Raw genomic sequence first — 15,631 nt, 5'->3', positions numbered from 1 at the left:
TGTGGCCGACCGGAACACGGTGCAATCAACTGGAGCCCTCGAGCGGTCCTAGGGATAACCTTCCACCGCTCACGCATAAATAAATTCGCCCCATTGGCCATTTTTTTATTGCTTTTCCCCTTCCGTGTTTTTTCAGACAGTGAAGCCCTGATCGTTACTGAGGCTTTGCGCCGACAGCGTGCGTATCGCCCCGCAACGGTTACCCACAACAATAAAAAACGGGTATCACGTATGAACAGCTTCCCTTTGCTTTTGCTTTGTCCCCTGATCTGCGCCAGTGCTTTGGCCAACACAAGCCTTACAGTGGTGTCATATGGCGGCAACCTGACCGATGCGCAGATTCAAGCCGCCCATAAACCATTTACGGCCGCGACCGGTACCCAGGTCATTTCCGAGGATTACTCCGGTGGCATCGCGCAGATCAAGACCCAGGTCGACAGCAAGAAAGTCTCCTGGGACGTGGTAGATGCCGAGTTGCTCAACGTATTACGCGCCTGCAATACCGGTTTGCTGGAAAAAATCGACCCCAAGTCCCTCGCTCCCGCCCCCGACGGCACGCCAGCCGAAAAAGATTTCATTCCCGGCGCGTTAAGCGATTGCGGCGTTGCCAGCTACGTCTGGTCCACCGTGATGGCCTACAACAGCAACGCCTTTACGGGCGAGCAACCCAAGACACTGAAAGACTTCTTCGACATCAAGCGTTTTCCTGGCAAGCGATCATTGCGCAAGGCCCCGCAAGTCAATCTGGAATGGGCCTTGATGGCCGACGGCGTTCCCCGTGACCAAGTTTATGCAACACTTGAAACAGAGCAAGGCCTTGATCGCGCCTTCGCCAAACTCGACACCATCAAGGATCAGGTCGTCTGGTGGGAGGCTGGAGCGCAACCGCCACAGCTGTTAGCCGATGGCCAGGTCAGCATGACCTCCGCCTACAGCGGGCGCATCGTGATTGCCAGCAAGAAAGAACACCAGCCATTCAAGATCGTCTGGGACGGTCAGGTCTATGACATGGAGGCCTGGGTTTTACCGGCAGGAAATACCAATAAAACCCTCGCTTTCGACTTCCTCAAGTTTGCGACACAAAGCTCGGTACTCGCCGATCAAGCCAATTACATCCCCTACGGCCCTACGCGCTATTCCTCGCAAAAGATGCTCAGCCCGGAAGTCCAGGCTGACTTGCCTACCAGCCCCGCCAACTTCGCGAACGCCTTGCAAGTGAACTCCGAATGGTGGGGTGACCACGCCGATGAGTTGAACGAACGCTTCAACGCCTGGCTGGCCAGATAAGTCTTTTCAGCGGCTACGGGAGGCCGCTGCCATCAAAACTCAGGGACACGTGACGCCGTTCCTTCAGCGCGGAGCGAAGCGCGGCGTTATTCCAGCGCAATTCGAACAAGAACAATAGGTGCCCCATGGATTCACAATCGTTTGTCAGTTTCCGCAATGTTCAAAAAAGTTACGACGGCGAGTCGCTCGTAGTGAAGAACTTCAACCTGGATATTCAACAAGGCGAGTTCGTCACAATGCTGGGACCTTCCGGCTCGGGCAAGACCACATGCCTGATGATGCTTGCCGGATTTGAAACCGTTACCCACGGGGAAATCTGCATCGACGCCAGGCCTGTCAACGACATTGCGCCGCAGAAACGCGGCATCGGTATGGTGTTCCAGAACTATGCCTTGTTTCCGCACCTGACCATTGCCGAGAACCTGGCCTTTCCGCTCAAGGTGCGTAACTTCAGTCGCAGCGAGATTCAACAGCGTGTGACCCAAGCCCTGGACATGGTTGCCCTGGGCAAGTTGAGCAACCGCATGCCGGCGCAGCTTTCCGGGGGGCAAAAGCAACGCGTGGCACTGGCCCGTGCGCTGATTTTCGAGCCCAGACTGGTGCTGATGGATGAGCCACTGGGCGCGCTGGACAAACAGCTTCGCGAACAGATGCAGTACGAGATCAAGCGTCTGTCCAAGCAACTGGGTATCACCGTGGTGTACGTCACCCACGATCAGAGTGAAGCCCTGACCATGTCTGATCGCATCGCGGTCTTCAACGACGGCATCGTGCAGCAATTGGCCAATCCGTCAGATCTCTACGAAAAACCGGAAACCGCATTTGTCTCGAGCTTTATTGGTGAGAACAACCGCCTGCACGGCCAGGTCACGGCGATCGAGAATGGATACTGCACCGTGCGTGTTGGCGAGCACTTGCTCAAGGCCCGTGCGGTAAAAGTCTCGGGAGTGGGCTCACCTACTACCCTCTCGATTCGCCCCGAGCGCGTGTTGATGAACCCGGCTCAGTGGGAGTGTGAGAACCGTGTGCCCGCTCGCGTTCTCGAGGTCATCTACCACGGCGACCACTTACGCGCCCGCCTGGAATTGGCCGGGCACTCGGAATTCATCGTCAAGGTTGTCAATGCCGCTGGACGGAGTTGTCCCAGTGTCGGTGAGCAAATCATGTTGGGCTGGGCTGTCGACGACTGTCGCGCGCTGGATGCCTGAGCCATGACGCCTGCCAATCACTCTTCACTGGAGTCCACCATGAGCAGTTCATATGCCGCCCGGCCGCTGAGCGGGCAAGTCCTTGATGACCATGCGCAACCGAGCCTGCGCGTCCGTTTACAAAGAGCAGAACGGGTCAATAAGGTTCGTTCCCTGCTGCTGGTTCTCCCTTTGCTGGCCTTCATCACGGTGTTCTTTCTGCTGCCCATCGGAACCATGCTGATGCGCAGTGTAGAAAATGGAACGCTATCGACTTACATGCCGCTAACCAGCCAGGCGCTGGGTGACTGGGACGGTAAGGCCGTGCCGAATGAACAGGTTTACGCGACACTGGCTGAAGAAATAGTCAGCCTGGATCATAGTCAGCAGCTAGACCGAGTGGGCTCTGATCTCAACCGGGTCAAAAGTGGCTTCCAAAGCCTGTTCAGCAAAACCGCGCGAGAGCTGGGCAAGTCCAGACCTGCCAGCGGAAACTATGCAGCGGGAATGGTGAGCATAGACAGTCGATGGGGGCAACTCGGCACTTGGGCACAACTCAAATCCATGGCGCCTGCGTATTCGGGCATCCACTATCTGGCCGCCCTGGACTTGCAATACGACGATCAGGGCAACGTAGTACGTCAACCCGAGAGCCGGCGGATATACGTCAGCATTCTGTTGAAGACCCTGACCATGACCGTCGGCATCACGTTGCTATGCATGTTGCTGGGCTACCCGCTGGCATACATGCTGGCCACGCTGCCGGCCAAAGTCAGTAATGTCCTGATGATTCTGGTACTGCTGCCCTTCTGGACGTCGTTGCTGGTACGCACTACAGCCTGGATGGTGATCCTGCAATCGAGCGGCGTGCTCAACAGCACCCTGCTCAAGCTCGGCCTGATTGCCCAGCCACTGGATCTGATGTTCAACATGTGGGGCACAGTCATCGCCATGACGCACATCCTGCTGCCGTTCATGGTGCTGCCGATGTACAGCGTGATGAAGAGCATCGATCAGACCTACATCCGTGCTGCGCACTCTATGGGTGCCAGCTCGTTGCGAACCTTTGTACGCATCTATTTTCCACTTTCTCTGCCGGGCCTGAGCGCTGGCGGGATCCTGGTGTTCATCCTCGCCATTGGTTACTACATCACGCCAGCGTTGGTGGGCGGGCGTACCGGCCAGGTCATCAGCAACTTCATCGCGTACCACATGCAAACCTCACTCAACTGGGGCCTGGCCGCGGCCATCGGCAGCATCTTGCTGTTGATCGTGCTATTTCTCTATTGGCTGTACGACCGTGTGGTCGGCATCAGCAACATGAAACTGGGGTAACCGAAAATGAGCCTTCCAAGTTATACCGGCCCGCTGGGGCGCACCTGGTTCTACGGCGTTCGCGGCTTCGGTCTGTTGGTGCTGCTGTTTTTGATCTTGCCGGTGCTGGTAGTTATTCCACTGTCTTTCAACGTCGAGCCTTATTTCAGCTTCACCAGCGGTATGCTCAAGCTCGATCCGGCAGCGTTTTCCAATCGCTGGTACCACGAGTTGCTGGAAGATCCAATGTGGCTACTGTCATTCAAAAACAGCCTGATCATCGCCGCGAGTTCGACGGTGATCGCTACGCTGCTTGGCACCTTGGCGGCACTGGGGCTCAGTCGCTCAAACCTGCCGTGCAAAGCACTGCTGATGGGCACTCTGATTTCACCGATGATTGTCCCGGTGATCATTTCCTCGGCAGGTATGTACTTCTTCTACAGCACCTTGGGCCTGGCGCATAACCATCTTGGGATCATTCTCGCCCACGCGGTACTTGGCACACCGTTTGTGATCATCACGGTGACTGCGACCCTGGTGAGCTTCGATCACTCGTTGACACGGGCCGCTTCGAGCCTGGGTGCATCGTCCTCCTATACCTTCCTGCGAATCACTTTCCCGCTAATTCGCCCCGGAATCATTTCCGGAGGCCTCTTCGCCATGGTTACCTCGTTCGACGAAGCAGTGGTGGTGCAATTTCTCGGAGGCATCGAGCAACGCACAATCCCTCGGCAAATGTGGTCAGGGATGCGAGAGCAGATCAGCCCGACCATCTTGGCGGCCGCTACGTTACTGATTCTGGGGTCAGTGATGTTGTTAGTGGCGATTGAAATCATGCGCCGCCGCGCCTTGCGTTTACGTGGTATCAAGGAGTGAACCGGCTCCTAGCCGACAGCGCCTGAGTCGCCGTCGGCTGGGCGACACAAAGCTCCCAGCAGCTCTCCTACAGTGCTTGACTCCCTTCAATGGTATAGCTTTTGAAGTAATGGATTTCCCTGCGAAGTTTGAACGAATTCGTCTGCAATGATTAACGCGAAGGACGCGATGCTGGTGCCATTATCGCCAGGATGAGCGGACTGTGTCGGAGCTTTAGTCCAGTCCAGATTTTCGCAGGTATCATCGACAGCTCAATACCATTTGTTAGTAGCGGCGAATCGTCCATTCGCGACGAGCTGATTGGAAAAACGAAGGCCAAACGGCGAATCGAGGTCATTGGCGAGCTGGAGGTTTTGATTGATCGAATCATGGTCCGTAAAGCTGGGCACAAGGTCCACTCGACGCGGCTGATCGTGACAGAGGATGGCACTCCGATGACGGAGGCAATGTTGCGGAGACGGTTTGATGTGGCCCGGGAGGCCGCTGGAGTTGAAAAGGCCGAGTTCCAAATGCGCGATCTGCGCGCCAAGGCTGGCACCGACAAGGCGGAATCGAGTGGCGATATCATGCAGGCCAAGGATCAACCTGGGCATACCACTGTCGTGATGACCGAGCAGTACATTCGAAATCGCAAGGGCAAAAGAGTCATGCCCACGAAGTGAATTGCGGACCACTGTCGAAATTGCGGACCGGAAACAAACAAGGGTTTGCATCAGCATTCGCCCGCAAACCCTTGATTTAAGATGGTGCCCGAAGCCGGAATCGAACCGGCACGCCCTTACGAGCGGGGGATTTTAAGCACATTATTTTCTTCTTTTAAATCATGTACTTAGAGATATTATTTTTCCGCATCACACACTTTTCTTATCCGCTCCAAGACAGCAAAATCAGCACCTCAAAATAAATTGCGGAAAAAAATCGGGCTGTAAAGAGGCCTAGCCTCCCCTTGCGAGCGTCCGTTAATGGCCGTTAGCGGTCGCTTATAAAACCTCCACTTACAGCTGAAAGCAATCAGTCAGCCTACTAAGCCCTTACCAAATATTTGCCGGGCAATGACCATTCGTTGGATTTCATTTGTCCCCTCATAAATTTCGCTGATCTTGTTGTCCCGGTAGATCTCTTCGACCTTGTAATGACTTCCGTCTTCGGAAAGTTCACGCAAGAAGCCGTATCCCCCAAAGATCTGCACGCCATCACGCGCCATGTCGCCGGCGGCCTCGGTGGCATAGAATTTCGCCATCGCGGCCTCTGGCTCGGGGAACTCGGCGCCCATATCCATGCGCAGTGCGGCCTTGATGTAGAGATTGCGTGCATTTTCGATCTGGGTGGCACGCTCGGCCATCCGGAACTGCCAGTGCTGGAAGGCACCGAGTTTCTTGCCGAAAGCTTCGCGGTTGCGCAAATGCCCCGTGGAATGATCAAACGCGGCCTGAGCCATGCCGACACCGGTGGCCGCAATGCCGATCCTGCCGAACGTCAAAGTCGCCAGTGCTACACGCAGTCCCTGGTTGACCCCGCCGATGCGGCGCTCGATCGGAACCTCGACATGATCGAAATGCACATCGGCGGTGAGCTGACCGCGATTGCCCATTTTCAGATCGGGTTTGCCAATCCGCACACCAGGCTGATCGGTCTCGACCACCAGCTCGACCATGCCGTCCTCGTCGCTGCGGCAAAGCACAACGATAAAATCGGCCACGGGAGAGTTGGTGATAAAGCGTTTTTGCCCGTTTAGGATGTAAAGATCACCCTCTCGACGCGCAATCGTCGCAACAGCTCTAGGCGAAAGATCGGTGCTTGCCAGTGGTTCGGTCGTAGCAAATGCGCCGATTTTTTCTCCACGGATCACCGGCTTCAGGTAGCGCTCGCGAATGGCATCACTGCCCTTCTCCAGCGTACGTCCAGCAAGAATGCAGTGTACATCGAACACAGCGGCAATCGAGTTGCTGTGGTAGGCCAATTCCTCGCAGACCGTCGCGGTGGCTAGCACTCGATGTTCAAGGCCACGACCACCATCCTGCTGCGCAAAGGGAATGGCAAAAATGCCGTGGCGCGCCATGGCATCGAATACGTCGCGTGGAAAGTTCTCGATGCTTTCGTCTCGGTGGGCGATTTCATAGGCTCTGGGCGCCACGAATTCATCGGCGAATGCACGAACCTCCCTGCGAACCCCCTTCACTGTTTCTGAGGACATCAAGTCATGATAAAGCTCATCGGCCATACGTTTGGGGAACATCGTCATTTACTCACCTCTGCTTAAAATGACACCGCTGTACTTGAGGAAGAACCGGTCCGCGCGCCGCACGATTTCCGTGTAACGGTTCGCCAAGGCCAACTGCATCAACTCGATCTGCAGCTCTTCCTGTTCGATCATGTAATTGAGGAACACCCGTGATTCCGTCGGACCGATATCCCGCAGCGCCTTGAGCCACTGCAGGTATTTGACGGTTTCCCGATGGACGATTTTCAGCAACATACCCATCCATGGTCTTGGCACAGAAGAAATAAGCCAGGCCTTGGTTTTCGGAAAGATCCCCGGCTTGAATTCCAGTCCCCACTGTCGGGCCGCTGCCGAATAGCGCGGACTGTTAAACCGTTCCAGATCCCAATAGGTTTTCCAGAACACGCGGCGCTCATCGCCTTGTAGTCGTTCTGTCATGCGCCTTACCGCCATCAAGGCAAAGGCTCGGTTGGAGAGTTCGTGACGGAACCCGCTGATGAACTGTTTGGAAAGCATCGGTATTGGCTCACGTTCGCTTAGGTCGAAGAGTCTCGTCGTAGTCACTCATTGCAGGCATCGACAACGGTGTGTGCTGCTCCAGGTCGAGCAGGTGCTGACGGTATTGCGTGAGGTATTCGCGCCGGCCTTCATCGCTGATGTAGGGCACATGCCAGGCGATGAACGGCGGCAGGACCTCGAGTCCGACATATCCGAGCATGCCCTGGTGAATCGGGCGCAGCAGTGTCTCGATTTCGCCATGAATGGCCCCGGCGCCGAACATGTGCCGTTGCCCGCCCAGAGAGACTGCGAGCATCGCCGACTTGCCTCGCAATCCACCCAGGTCGTAGATGCGCCGCCCGCCGTAGCAATAGCCGGAGATAAACACCCGATCGACCCAGCCCTTGAGAATTGCCGGCATGCCGAACCAGTAGATCGGGAAGCTGAAAATGATCAGATCGGCCCACTGGACCTTGTCCAGCTCTGCCTGAATGTCCGCCGTGAGGCTGCCTTGTTTGTTGTTGTGCCGCTGCTCCAGTGCATAGACGAGGTACTCGGGATTGGCCCGCTGGTTGAAGTCTTCTGCACTGGCAACGGGATTAAAGTTCTGGGCATACAGATCGGAAACGATGACCTCGTTGCCCTGCCCGGCAATGACCTGCACCGCGAGATCTTTCATTGCCGTGGTGAAGGAGCCCGGCTCCGGGTGCGCATGCACAATCAATACATTCATGAAAACCGTTCCAGCTTCAGATAATGATCAGGGGGCAGCACTTGTCTGGCTGCCGAGGTAAGCGGCAACCGACTTGCGATCACCTTCATTCGCAATTTGCAGGGCGATGCCGCGCATCCAGATGCCCAGCTCGTCGGCATGGTTTTCCCCGCCACGCAGGCCTTGAGCAAAATGCTCGAGCTGGCGATCGATGTAGGCGCTATCGAGGATGCCGAGATTCGGCGTTTTCAAGTGGGCGAAACCTTCGCCTTTCGGTCCGTGGCACGCGGAGCACGTCGCCTGGTAAAGCGCTTGCCCATTGGGTTCGTCGGATGGCGCAGCCTTGCGCTTGCCGGTCAATATCTGACTCGAGAAATACCCGGCCAGTGACTTCATATCGCTGTCGCTCAGAGGGGTGGCGATTGCACGCATCTGCGTGCCGTGTGTATCACGGGCGTCGTAGCCGCGCCGTCCGCTCTTGAAGTTCTGCAATTGCGTCTCGAGATACACAGCCTGTTGGCCGGCCAGACGGGGCGCGCCCAATGCCGGGTTGCCCTGCCCATCGGCGCCGTGGCACGCCACGCAGCTGCCAGCCTGTGCAGGCACTTCAGCGTGAGCATCAAGTATCAAGGCGAACAGCAGCACGCCGAACGTAATCCTGACTTTCATCGTTAGCCGTTCTCCATTGTTGTTATTGCCGGGCGATTTGCTGCAGCAAGTCTTCGCGAACATGCTGGATGTCGGTGGGTACGGAAGGTCGCAAGCGCTGCACTTCACGGGCCGTGTAGGGCTCGAAATCATCGGGCAACTCAGCCGGGCTGAACGTCGTCAGCATCCAGTTGAGGACACCAGCGAGCGCCTCATCCGACAGCCCGGACAGCGCCGAGCCCGGCACCTGCACCAGATACGCCCGGCCACCGGGCACACTCAGGAATTTGCCGAGCTGGCCGGGAAATGCCGGAACCTGACGTTGCGGATTACCGCTGCCGTCTGGCAGATGACAACCCTGGCAATTGACCATGTAATCGAACTGCCGGGGCTCGGTTGCCCAGCTCCCGGAAGCTGCAAACGACATCCCGCACACCAGTGTGAACGCGACAAGTACGCGACTGGCCATCCCTACTCTTTCACCCCGATGACCACCGACAGCGAGCAGTGATACGGCATGTCGGCAAGGCTGCCGGAACACCAGTTCAGATCGTTCGAGCTTTGCGGACGGTAAAGCGGCGTATCGCCCTGATCGCGCTGGCACACGCAGCGGCCACAGTTACTTTTGCCGCAGCAATCGTTGTAAGAGATGACGTAGTCCTTGCCGTCAGACGGGTTGCGGCAAGTGCCGATCCAGGTGATGTCCGAGCGCACGGTGCCCGGGGGACAACTGTTGACCGTGCCGCCACAGCAACCACAGAGAAAACCGTCGATAGCGCAATAACGCCAGTAGTCGCAGCTGTTCGGATCGCCGCTTTCCACCAGTCCCGGGCTGGTCTGAGCAAAGGCGCCGCTGCGAAAAACCGGCAGCAATGTCGTGGCGCCAACCCCGATCATCATCGTCCCCAGACCGCCCAGAAATCCTCGCCGCGACGTATTGCGGGCGATCCGACGGGAGAACATCTCCGCCGCTTCATCGAACCATTTGATCGCCATGCTCAGTGCACCTGTTTGTAAAGAGGCTCATCGGACACCTGCAACGTTGCCCGGTACGCCTGGATCGAGGCATATCCCGTGTCCTGGGCTTCCAGCAGGCTTTCCAGATGTTCACGGGAATTGATCAGCCCATGGGTGACCACGGTGCCGTTGGCATCGATCAACACGCCGTACGGCAACTTGCTGATCTGGTAGGCCAGGCCGACTTCCTGCGACAGCAGGTAGGGAAATTCATGCAGTCGCTGCGTATCGATGAAGGCTTGATGGGCGGTCAGGTCCCCGTCGCTGGCGAGCACCACGCGCAAGCGCGCCCTCTCTTGCTGGCGCAAGGACTTGAGCACCGGCAGCAGCGTCTTGCACACCGGGCAGGTTTCCGAGAGGAAAAACAGCAATGTCGATTGCCCGTAGGCGCTGCTCCCGCCGATGCTCACCGTGCCGCCGGTGAGGCTGGTCAGGGTGAACGGCGGAGCGACTTCGCCCGCCTTGATCGATTTGCCCAGGGACAACGCCCCCACCGGTTTGATGCGTTCGTGCAGCACACCGATCTGCCGGGCCAGCGCCCAGACGGCCAGCAGCAGCGCAAGCGTCATCAACCAGGACAGGACGTTGGAAATCATCAGCGCATGCGTCGTGGTCATCACAGTTTCCTCAAGGCAGCGTGGTTGGCCATCAGCAAATGGGCCAACCCGTAGAAGGCGGTCGCGCTGATGAACAGAAAGACCAGGGTCAGTGCGTCGAACCACACCAACGGGCGGCCAGTGGCAGGCAACACAAGATTCAGCGCCAGCCCCGTAAGCAACAGGTTGCGCCAGACCAATGCAGCACTGGGCGGCTGAGGTTTGCCCCCGAAGTGGCAACCGCAATCTTCGATGGCCTCGCCGCGTCGAACGCTGATGGCCAGGACGCCGGCATAAAGCCCCAGCAACACCACGGCGGGTGCCGCCAGCCAAGGCATCTTCAGGCACAGAATCAGCCCGGCTGCGCTGAGGATTTCCCCGACAGGCAATAAAAAAACCAGCGCCCTGCGCGATCCTTGTCCGAGCCCGTAGCGCTGCAGCACTTGAACGAACGCTGATCGATTGCGCAGCTTTTGCATGCCGCCCGAACCCAACAAAAGTGCGAGCAAACCAGCGCTGGCCAGATGCACGAGCGGATCATCGATCACCATGGCATCACCACATTCATGAAACCCAGCGGGATATCGCCGACACTGCGCAGGTGCTCGCCACTGTCGGCGTCGTAGAGGTTGATGCCCTGACGCAACAGCGGCATCAGTCCCGCATCGCCCTGTGTGAGGTAGATCCACAGGGTGAACAGTTTCGGCATCGGCACCACCCAGTCGAGGCTGTACAGCCGTGGCTGTTCGCCCTGGCTGACACCGATGGCGGTGCTTTGCTCGTTCAGTTCAATGCGCTTCAGACGCTGTCGGGTCTTGAGGTCATAGACCCAGACTTCGGTGCCGGGCTTCTGGTAGTTCTCCGGTTTGTCCTTGTGCATCAGCACGAACAACCGGCCACTGCGCTCATGCAAAGCCGTGCCATGGTTGCCGGCGATGCCCCAGCCATCAGCACGCTCGGTTTCGCTGACCAATGACCAGTGATGCAGCGGCACCACGCCCTCGGCGGTCATCTTCAGCGCGTAGGCATTGTTTTTCTGCGAAACGAAATACCAGGTGTCGCCGAGACGCGAACCAGTGGTCAGTAGCAGATCCTGCAGCGGGTCGAACGCGGGGTCGGTGCGCTCTTGCAGCACCACTTGCCCCTGATCATCGAGACGCAGATGGAAGAACCCGCCATTGCCGCAAATCGAATAGAAATCCCGTGGTCCGGCCGGGTACACGGAAGCACATCCCGGTGTTGCCACTTCGCTGACAAACTGCCGGTTTTCCAGATCAACGATAGAGACCGATTGCGCAGGTGTGAAGTTGACCACCAGCAAAAAACGCTCATCGTCCGACAGTACGCTAAGGCCGCTGGAGATCAGCGCCGACATGCGCTTGGCGGGGATTTCGATCTCGTGCTTCGGGCTCAGAGTCCTGGCGTCGTAGACCGTGACCACGTCCGTGCGCTTGCCACGCACGCCACGGCTGAAATAGATCTCACTGGCGTAAATCTCGTCGCGTCGGTGCGACAACACCAGTCCGTTGGACCACATGCCGGTGCTCAACAAGCCGAGATTGCGACCGTTGTCATCGAACAGATACGCACGCCCGTCGACCATGTTCGGGGCATTGCTGCCCCAGATCCAAAACCAGTTCCGGTCGCGGTGATCTCCCAACACTTCGACTCCGGCCTGCTCGGGCACGAACCCGGCGAATACCGGCGATACGGCACAGAAAAAGGTCAAACCACACAGTAAAAGTTGCAGTGAACACTTGAGCATAAAAACACACTTCCGTGGCTTCGAACGACCCAGTCGGCCTGGATTCCAGTCTATGCGGGGGGTATCTGCGGCGACTTGACCCGGGGTGACAGTGCGGTTGGCATCCGGTGTCATTTTTCAGCTCCCGGGACGGCGTCGGGAACGATCACGCCTGTCGGACCGAACAGCAGCAGATCGCCGCTGGTGTTCGCCGCCAGAGCCGCGAGGTTCAAACGATCCTCGCGCTGCTCGACAGAGAAATGTTCGACAGCCGTGTCGGAACGCCCGACCAGTCCGCCGTTGCCGACCCAGGCAACGCGACCGTCATTGAGTTGGGTGACGGCGGTGATCGCCTCGTGGCTGCCGCTGTCCAGCCTTTGCCAGTATCTGCCGGAACTGTCCCCCATCAGCACCCGCCCGCTCATGCCGACCAGAAGGAGGCGCCCGTCGCGCAAACCGATTCCGCTCCAGAGCGAACCACTGACACCCGTATCCAGCGCCTGCCAGGTCGCACCGTGATCGCTGGAGCGATAGGCTTTGCCGGATTCCGCGGCAATGAACAATGTGCCGTCGCGGCCCGCAAACAAGGCGTTGAGGTGATGATCCTCGCCCTCTTCACCCACCTGCATCGGTTGCCATGTCGCGCCACCGTCCCGGGTCTGTGCAGCGTAGCCATAAGCGCCGACCACCATGCCGTGGCGGGCATTTTCAAACCACACCGAAAGCAGCGTCGGCTGGTCGTCCAGGCGCTTTTGCATGACCCAGGTCTGGCCGCCGTCATCGCTGTGCAGAACCACGCCATTGTGGCCGACCGCCCAGCCCTGCCGGTCATCGGCAAAGCTCAGCGCAGTCAGCAAGCCGTCGACCGGGACGCTTCTGGATTGGCTCCAGACCCGGCCATCATCGGAATGAACGATCACGCCGTGGTCGCCGACCGCCACCCAGCGCTGTCCGGTCCGGGCGACCGCCACCAACGGGGCCGATTGCGCGTTGTTCAGCAAAATCGCCGGTGAATCGATTTCAGCCGCCCAAAGCCTGCCGGCGAAAACCAGAACCCAGGCCACGGCCAACCAACGAAACCATTGCAGTGCAATCATCGAGAGGCTCCTCGTCAGTGCGCGATCAGAGGCGCACGAACCGCCCCCCGACGCGGAATCAGGATTTCCAGTACCACGGCCAATGCGGGCAACAGGGTGATGGCCATCAGCATGTTGGCCATGAACATGAAGGTCAGCAGCAGTCCCATGTCGGCCTGAAACTTCAGCGCCGAGAACGACCAGGTGGCGACACCGACCGACAGTGTCAACGCGGTGAACACCGTTGCCACGCCGACTTCTCGCAGGGCCAGCTGGAAGGCATTGACGATGTCCTGGCCACGGGCCAGATGCATCTGCAAGCGGTTGTAGATATAGAACGCGTAATCCACGCCGATGCCGACGGCGAGTACCATCACCGGCAAGGTGGCGACGGTCAGGCCGATGTCGAGCGCTTTCATGAACCCGTAGCCGAGAAAGGTCGCCAGCGTCAGCGGTGCACAGCAGGCGATCAGTGCGCGCCAGTCGCGATAGACCAGCAGCACGAGCAGCGCGATGGTCAGGTACACATACAACATCATCGGCAGTTCGCAGGCTTCAACCACGTCGTTGGTCGCTGCCTGAACACCGGCATTGCCGCTGGCCAGGCGTAGGGTCACGCCGGGCATGCCGTGTTTGGCCCGATAACGCTCGACGGCGTTGACCACCCGTTTGAGGGTGCTGGCCTTGTGATCGGCCAGGTACAGGTTGACGGGCAGCAGCGTGCAGTCGGCGTTGTAGAGATGCAGCGCTTCCGGAACCTGACGGACAGCCTCACCCAGCGACAGCTCATCCCGAGGCAGAGCGGCCCATTTCGGGTTGCCCTCATTGACCCCGGAGGCCGCCAGCTTCGTCAGGGCCGGCAGCGATTGCGCCGACAGCACGCCCGGTACGTTGCCCAGTGCCCAGGTCAGACGATCCACGTAGGCCATGACGTCTTGCCGATAGCAGCCGCCCGCAGGCGTTTCCACCACCACGGTGAACTGGTCGAGCCCCAAGGAAAAATGGCTGACCACACTTTCCACATCCCGGTTGTAGCGCGAATCCTCGCGCAACTCCGGTGCTCCAGGCAGTACATGACCAATGTGTCGACCCTGGCTTTGCCATACCGCCATGGCCATCAGCGACAGACACAACAAGGTCGTAATCACTGCATTGCGCGGTTCGGCAATGCGTCCGAGTCTGACCATCGCATTGTCGCGTCTGGCCCGCAGCCGTTCGACCCGTGCGACCCAGCCCTGATCGAAACGGAAATAGCTTGCCATCAACGGCAACATGATCAGGTTGGTGATGATCTTGTACGCCACACCGACCGACGCCGTGATCGCCAACTCGCGAATCATCGGGATCGGAACCAGTACCAGCGTGGCAAAACCGACGAATGCCGTGATCAGGGCCAACGTGCCGGGTATGAACAGCGCAACGAAGCTGCGCCGGGCGGCGGTCATCCCGTCGGCCCCGGCACAGACCTCCCTGGCGATGAAATTGACCTGTTGCACGCCGTGGGACACCCCTACCGCAAACACCAGGAACGGCACGAGTATCGCCAGTGGATCGAGCCCGAAGCCCAGCAGCGTGAGGGTGCCGAACTGCCAGACCACCGACACCAGAGAGCACAGCAACGGCAACAGTGTCAGCGCCCAAGAGCGGGTATATCCATAGACAGCCAGTGCCGTGAGCACGAAGGCCAGGGCGAAAAAGGCCACCACGCTCTTGGCACCGGCACCGATATCGCCCATTTGTCTGGCGAAGCCGATAATCTGCACGTCGAGATCGGCATCGGCGTATTTCGCACGGACTTCGTCTTCCAGACGCTGACTGAATTGCAGGTAATTAAGACGCTGGCCGGTCTGCGGATCCGGGTCGGCCAGTTCGGCCACCACCATAGCGCCGCTGTAGTCGTTGGCCACCAGACTGCCGACGAAACCGCCGACGATGGTGCGCTCGCGAATGCCGGCAATCGCCTGGTCGTCCAGCGTGCTCACGGTGACATCGCCACCGATCACGTCTTCGGCCTTCATGCCCTCTTCCGTGATCTGAACGGCACGGGTGTTGGGTGTCCACAGCGAGGTGACGCTGCGCCGGTCGATGCCGGGCATGAAAAACAGCGTCTGGGTCAGGTCGTACAGGCGGGTCATCGCCTGTCTGTTCCAGATATCGCCGTGCCTGGCGTGCAGCACCACGATCACCCGGTTGGCGCCGAACAACACGTCGCGGTACTGGTTGAAAGTCTTGATGAATGCGTGTTGCTGCGGCAGTTGCTTGTCGAAACCGGCCGACATCTCCAGTCGCGAGGCAAAGCTGCCCATGATCATTGTGATGACCGCCAGCAGGCCCAGCGTTGCCAGGCGATGACGGAAGAAAAAGCGCTCGAGCGCCGACACCAGGAAAGCCAACATGGAATGCCTCGATACAGCCGCTATCGCGGACAACCTTTCGTCGCCCGGATCGCGCTGCG

General features: G+C 58.5%; 15 protein-coding genes and 1 pseudogene. 5 read left to right on the top strand and 11 right to left on the bottom strand.

Annotated elements, in window-relative coordinates; all coding sequences use genetic code 11:
- Positions 1 to 93 precede the first annotated feature (93 nt).
- The 5 genes and pseudogenes from CAF79_RS00800 to CAF79_RS00780 all read left to right on the top strand — a co-directional run.
- Positions 94 to 1,287, top strand: coding sequence for an ABC transporter substrate-binding protein (locus tag CAF79_RS00800; RefSeq protein WP_256579206.1), 1,194 nt, complete (start codon positions 94 to 96; stop codon positions 1,285 to 1,287).
- Positions 1,288 to 1,412: 125 nt separating this feature from the next.
- Entirely contained in the window at positions 1,413 to 2,495 is a 1,083-nt protein-coding gene (locus CAF79_RS00795) for an ABC transporter ATP-binding protein (RefSeq protein WP_085695990.1), read from the top strand.
- Between the two features lie 39 nt (positions 2,496 to 2,534).
- A complete protein-coding gene (locus CAF79_RS00790; protein ID WP_085695989.1) occupies positions 2,535 to 3,809 on the top strand; it encodes an ABC transporter permease in 1,275 nt (424 codons plus the stop codon).
- 6 nt (positions 3,810 to 3,815) lie between these two features.
- Positions 3,816 to 4,664 (top strand): ABC transporter permease, encoded by an 849-nt coding sequence (locus tag CAF79_RS00785; protein WP_085695988.1) that lies wholly within the window; start codon positions 3,816 to 3,818, stop codon positions 4,662 to 4,664.
- A 275-nt stretch (positions 4,665 to 4,939) separates the two neighbouring features.
- A pseudogene (locus CAF79_RS00780) lies at positions 4,940 to 5,326 on the top strand (tyrosine-type recombinase/integrase); the annotation flags it as partial.
- Between the two features lie 353 nt (positions 5,327 to 5,679).
- Here the strand turns inward: CAF79_RS00780 and CAF79_RS00775 are convergent.
- From CAF79_RS00775 to CAF79_RS00725, 11 genes are all read right to left on the bottom strand, one after another.
- Positions 5,680 to 6,906, bottom strand: coding sequence for an acyl-CoA dehydrogenase family protein (locus tag CAF79_RS00775; RefSeq protein ID WP_085695987.1), 1,227 nt, complete (start codon positions 6,904 to 6,906; stop codon positions 5,680 to 5,682).
- Complete coding sequence (locus CAF79_RS00770) at positions 6,907 to 7,401, bottom strand: hypothetical protein (RefSeq protein WP_085695986.1); 495 nt, start codon at positions 7,399 to 7,401, stop codon at positions 6,907 to 6,909. It lies immediately after the preceding gene.
- A 10-nt stretch (positions 7,402 to 7,411) separates the two neighbouring features.
- Positions 7,412 to 8,116, bottom strand: a complete 705-nt coding sequence (locus CAF79_RS00765) for an NAD(P)H-dependent oxidoreductase (RefSeq protein ID WP_085695985.1) — start codon at positions 8,114 to 8,116, stop codon at positions 7,412 to 7,414.
- A 27-nt stretch (positions 8,117 to 8,143) separates the two neighbouring features.
- Complete coding sequence (locus CAF79_RS00760) at positions 8,144 to 8,764, bottom strand: cytochrome c (RefSeq protein WP_085695984.1); 621 nt, start codon at positions 8,762 to 8,764, stop codon at positions 8,144 to 8,146.
- A gap of 22 nt (positions 8,765 to 8,786) precedes the next feature.
- Entirely contained in the window at positions 8,787 to 9,212 is a 426-nt protein-coding gene (locus CAF79_RS00755) for a hypothetical protein (RefSeq protein WP_085695983.1), read from the bottom strand.
- 2 nt (positions 9,213 to 9,214) lie between these two features.
- Positions 9,215 to 9,733: a methylamine dehydrogenase light chain gene (locus CAF79_RS00750; RefSeq protein ID WP_371917909.1), complete on the bottom strand. Its 519-nt coding sequence runs from the start codon at positions 9,731 to 9,733 to the stop codon at positions 9,215 to 9,217.
- An 8-nt stretch (positions 9,734 to 9,741) separates the two neighbouring features.
- A complete protein-coding gene (mauD, locus tag CAF79_RS00745; protein WP_218191875.1) occupies positions 9,742 to 10,377 on the bottom strand; it encodes a methylamine dehydrogenase accessory protein MauD in 636 nt (211 codons plus the stop codon).
- A complete protein-coding gene (locus CAF79_RS00740) occupies positions 10,377 to 10,907 on the bottom strand; it encodes a MauE/DoxX family redox-associated membrane protein (protein WP_085695980.1) in 531 nt (176 codons plus the stop codon). The genes mauD and CAF79_RS00740 overlap by 1 nt, the downstream gene beginning before the upstream one ends.
- Positions 10,901 to 12,121: an amine dehydrogenase large subunit gene (locus tag CAF79_RS00735; protein ID WP_085695979.1), complete on the bottom strand. Its 1,221-nt coding sequence runs from the start codon at positions 12,119 to 12,121 to the stop codon at positions 10,901 to 10,903. Before CAF79_RS00735 ends, CAF79_RS00740 begins: the two co-directional genes overlap by 7 nt.
- Before the next feature lie 110 nt (positions 12,122 to 12,231).
- Positions 12,232 to 13,197 carry a YCF48-related protein gene (locus CAF79_RS00730; protein WP_085695978.1) on the bottom strand — a complete coding sequence of 322 codons (966 nt, stop codon included), beginning with the start codon at positions 13,195 to 13,197 and terminating at the stop codon, positions 12,232 to 12,234.
- Between the two features lie 14 nt (positions 13,198 to 13,211).
- Complete coding sequence (locus CAF79_RS00725; protein ID WP_085695977.1) at positions 13,212 to 15,572, bottom strand: RND family transporter; 2,361 nt, start codon at positions 15,570 to 15,572, stop codon at positions 13,212 to 13,214.
- Positions 15,573 to 15,631: the final 59 nt, after the last annotated feature.

Source organism: Pseudomonas sp. B26(2017), assembly GCF_002113045.1.
Lineage (GTDB): Bacteria > Pseudomonadota > Gammaproteobacteria > Pseudomonadales > Pseudomonadaceae > Aquipseudomonas.
Note: the sequence above shows the minus strand (reverse complement) of the source record. Positions and strands in the feature narration are given on the sequence as shown.

Bases quoted from the DNA above. Each gene is read 5' to 3' on its own strand.
- CAF79_RS00795 (WP_085695990.1), top strand. From the start codon at position 1,413: ATGGATTCACAATCGTTTGTCAGTTTCCGCAATGTTCAAAAAAGTTAC.
- CAF79_RS00790 (WP_085695989.1), top strand. From the start codon at position 2,535: ATGAGCAGTTCATATGCCGCCCGGCCGCTGAGCGGGCAAGTCCTTGAT.
- CAF79_RS00785 (WP_085695988.1), top strand. From the start codon at position 3,816: ATGAGCCTTCCAAGTTATACCGGCCCGCTGGGGCGCACCTGGTTCTAC.
- CAF79_RS00775 (WP_085695987.1), bottom strand. From the start codon at position 6,906: ATGACGATGTTCCCCAAACGTATGGCCGATGAGCTTTATCATGACTTG.
- CAF79_RS00770 (WP_085695986.1), bottom strand. From the start codon at position 7,401: ATGCTTTCCAAACAGTTCATCAGCGGGTTCCGTCACGAACTCTCCAAC.
- CAF79_RS00765 (WP_085695985.1), bottom strand. From the start codon at position 8,116: ATGAATGTATTGATTGTGCATGCGCACCCGGAGCCGGGCTCCTTCACC.
- CAF79_RS00760 (WP_085695984.1), bottom strand. From the start codon at position 8,764: ATGAAAGTCAGGATTACGTTCGGCGTGCTGCTGTTCGCCTTGATACTT.
- CAF79_RS00755 (WP_085695983.1), bottom strand. From the start codon at position 9,212: ATGGCCAGTCGCGTACTTGTCGCGTTCACACTGGTGTGCGGGATGTCG.
- mauD (WP_218191875.1), bottom strand. From the start codon at position 10,377: ATGACCACGACGCATGCGCTGATGATTTCCAACGTCCTGTCCTGGTTG.
- CAF79_RS00740 (WP_085695980.1), bottom strand. From the start codon at position 10,907: ATGGTGATCGATGATCCGCTCGTGCATCTGGCCAGCGCTGGTTTGCTC.
- CAF79_RS00735 (WP_085695979.1), bottom strand. From the start codon at position 12,121: ATGCTCAAGTGTTCACTGCAACTTTTACTGTGTGGTTTGACCTTTTTC.
- CAF79_RS00730 (WP_085695978.1), bottom strand. From the start codon at position 13,197: ATGATTGCACTGCAATGGTTTCGTTGGTTGGCCGTGGCCTGGGTTCTG.
- CAF79_RS00725 (WP_085695977.1), bottom strand. From the start codon at position 15,572: ATGTTGGCTTTCCTGGTGTCGGCGCTCGAGCGCTTTTTCTTCCGTCAT.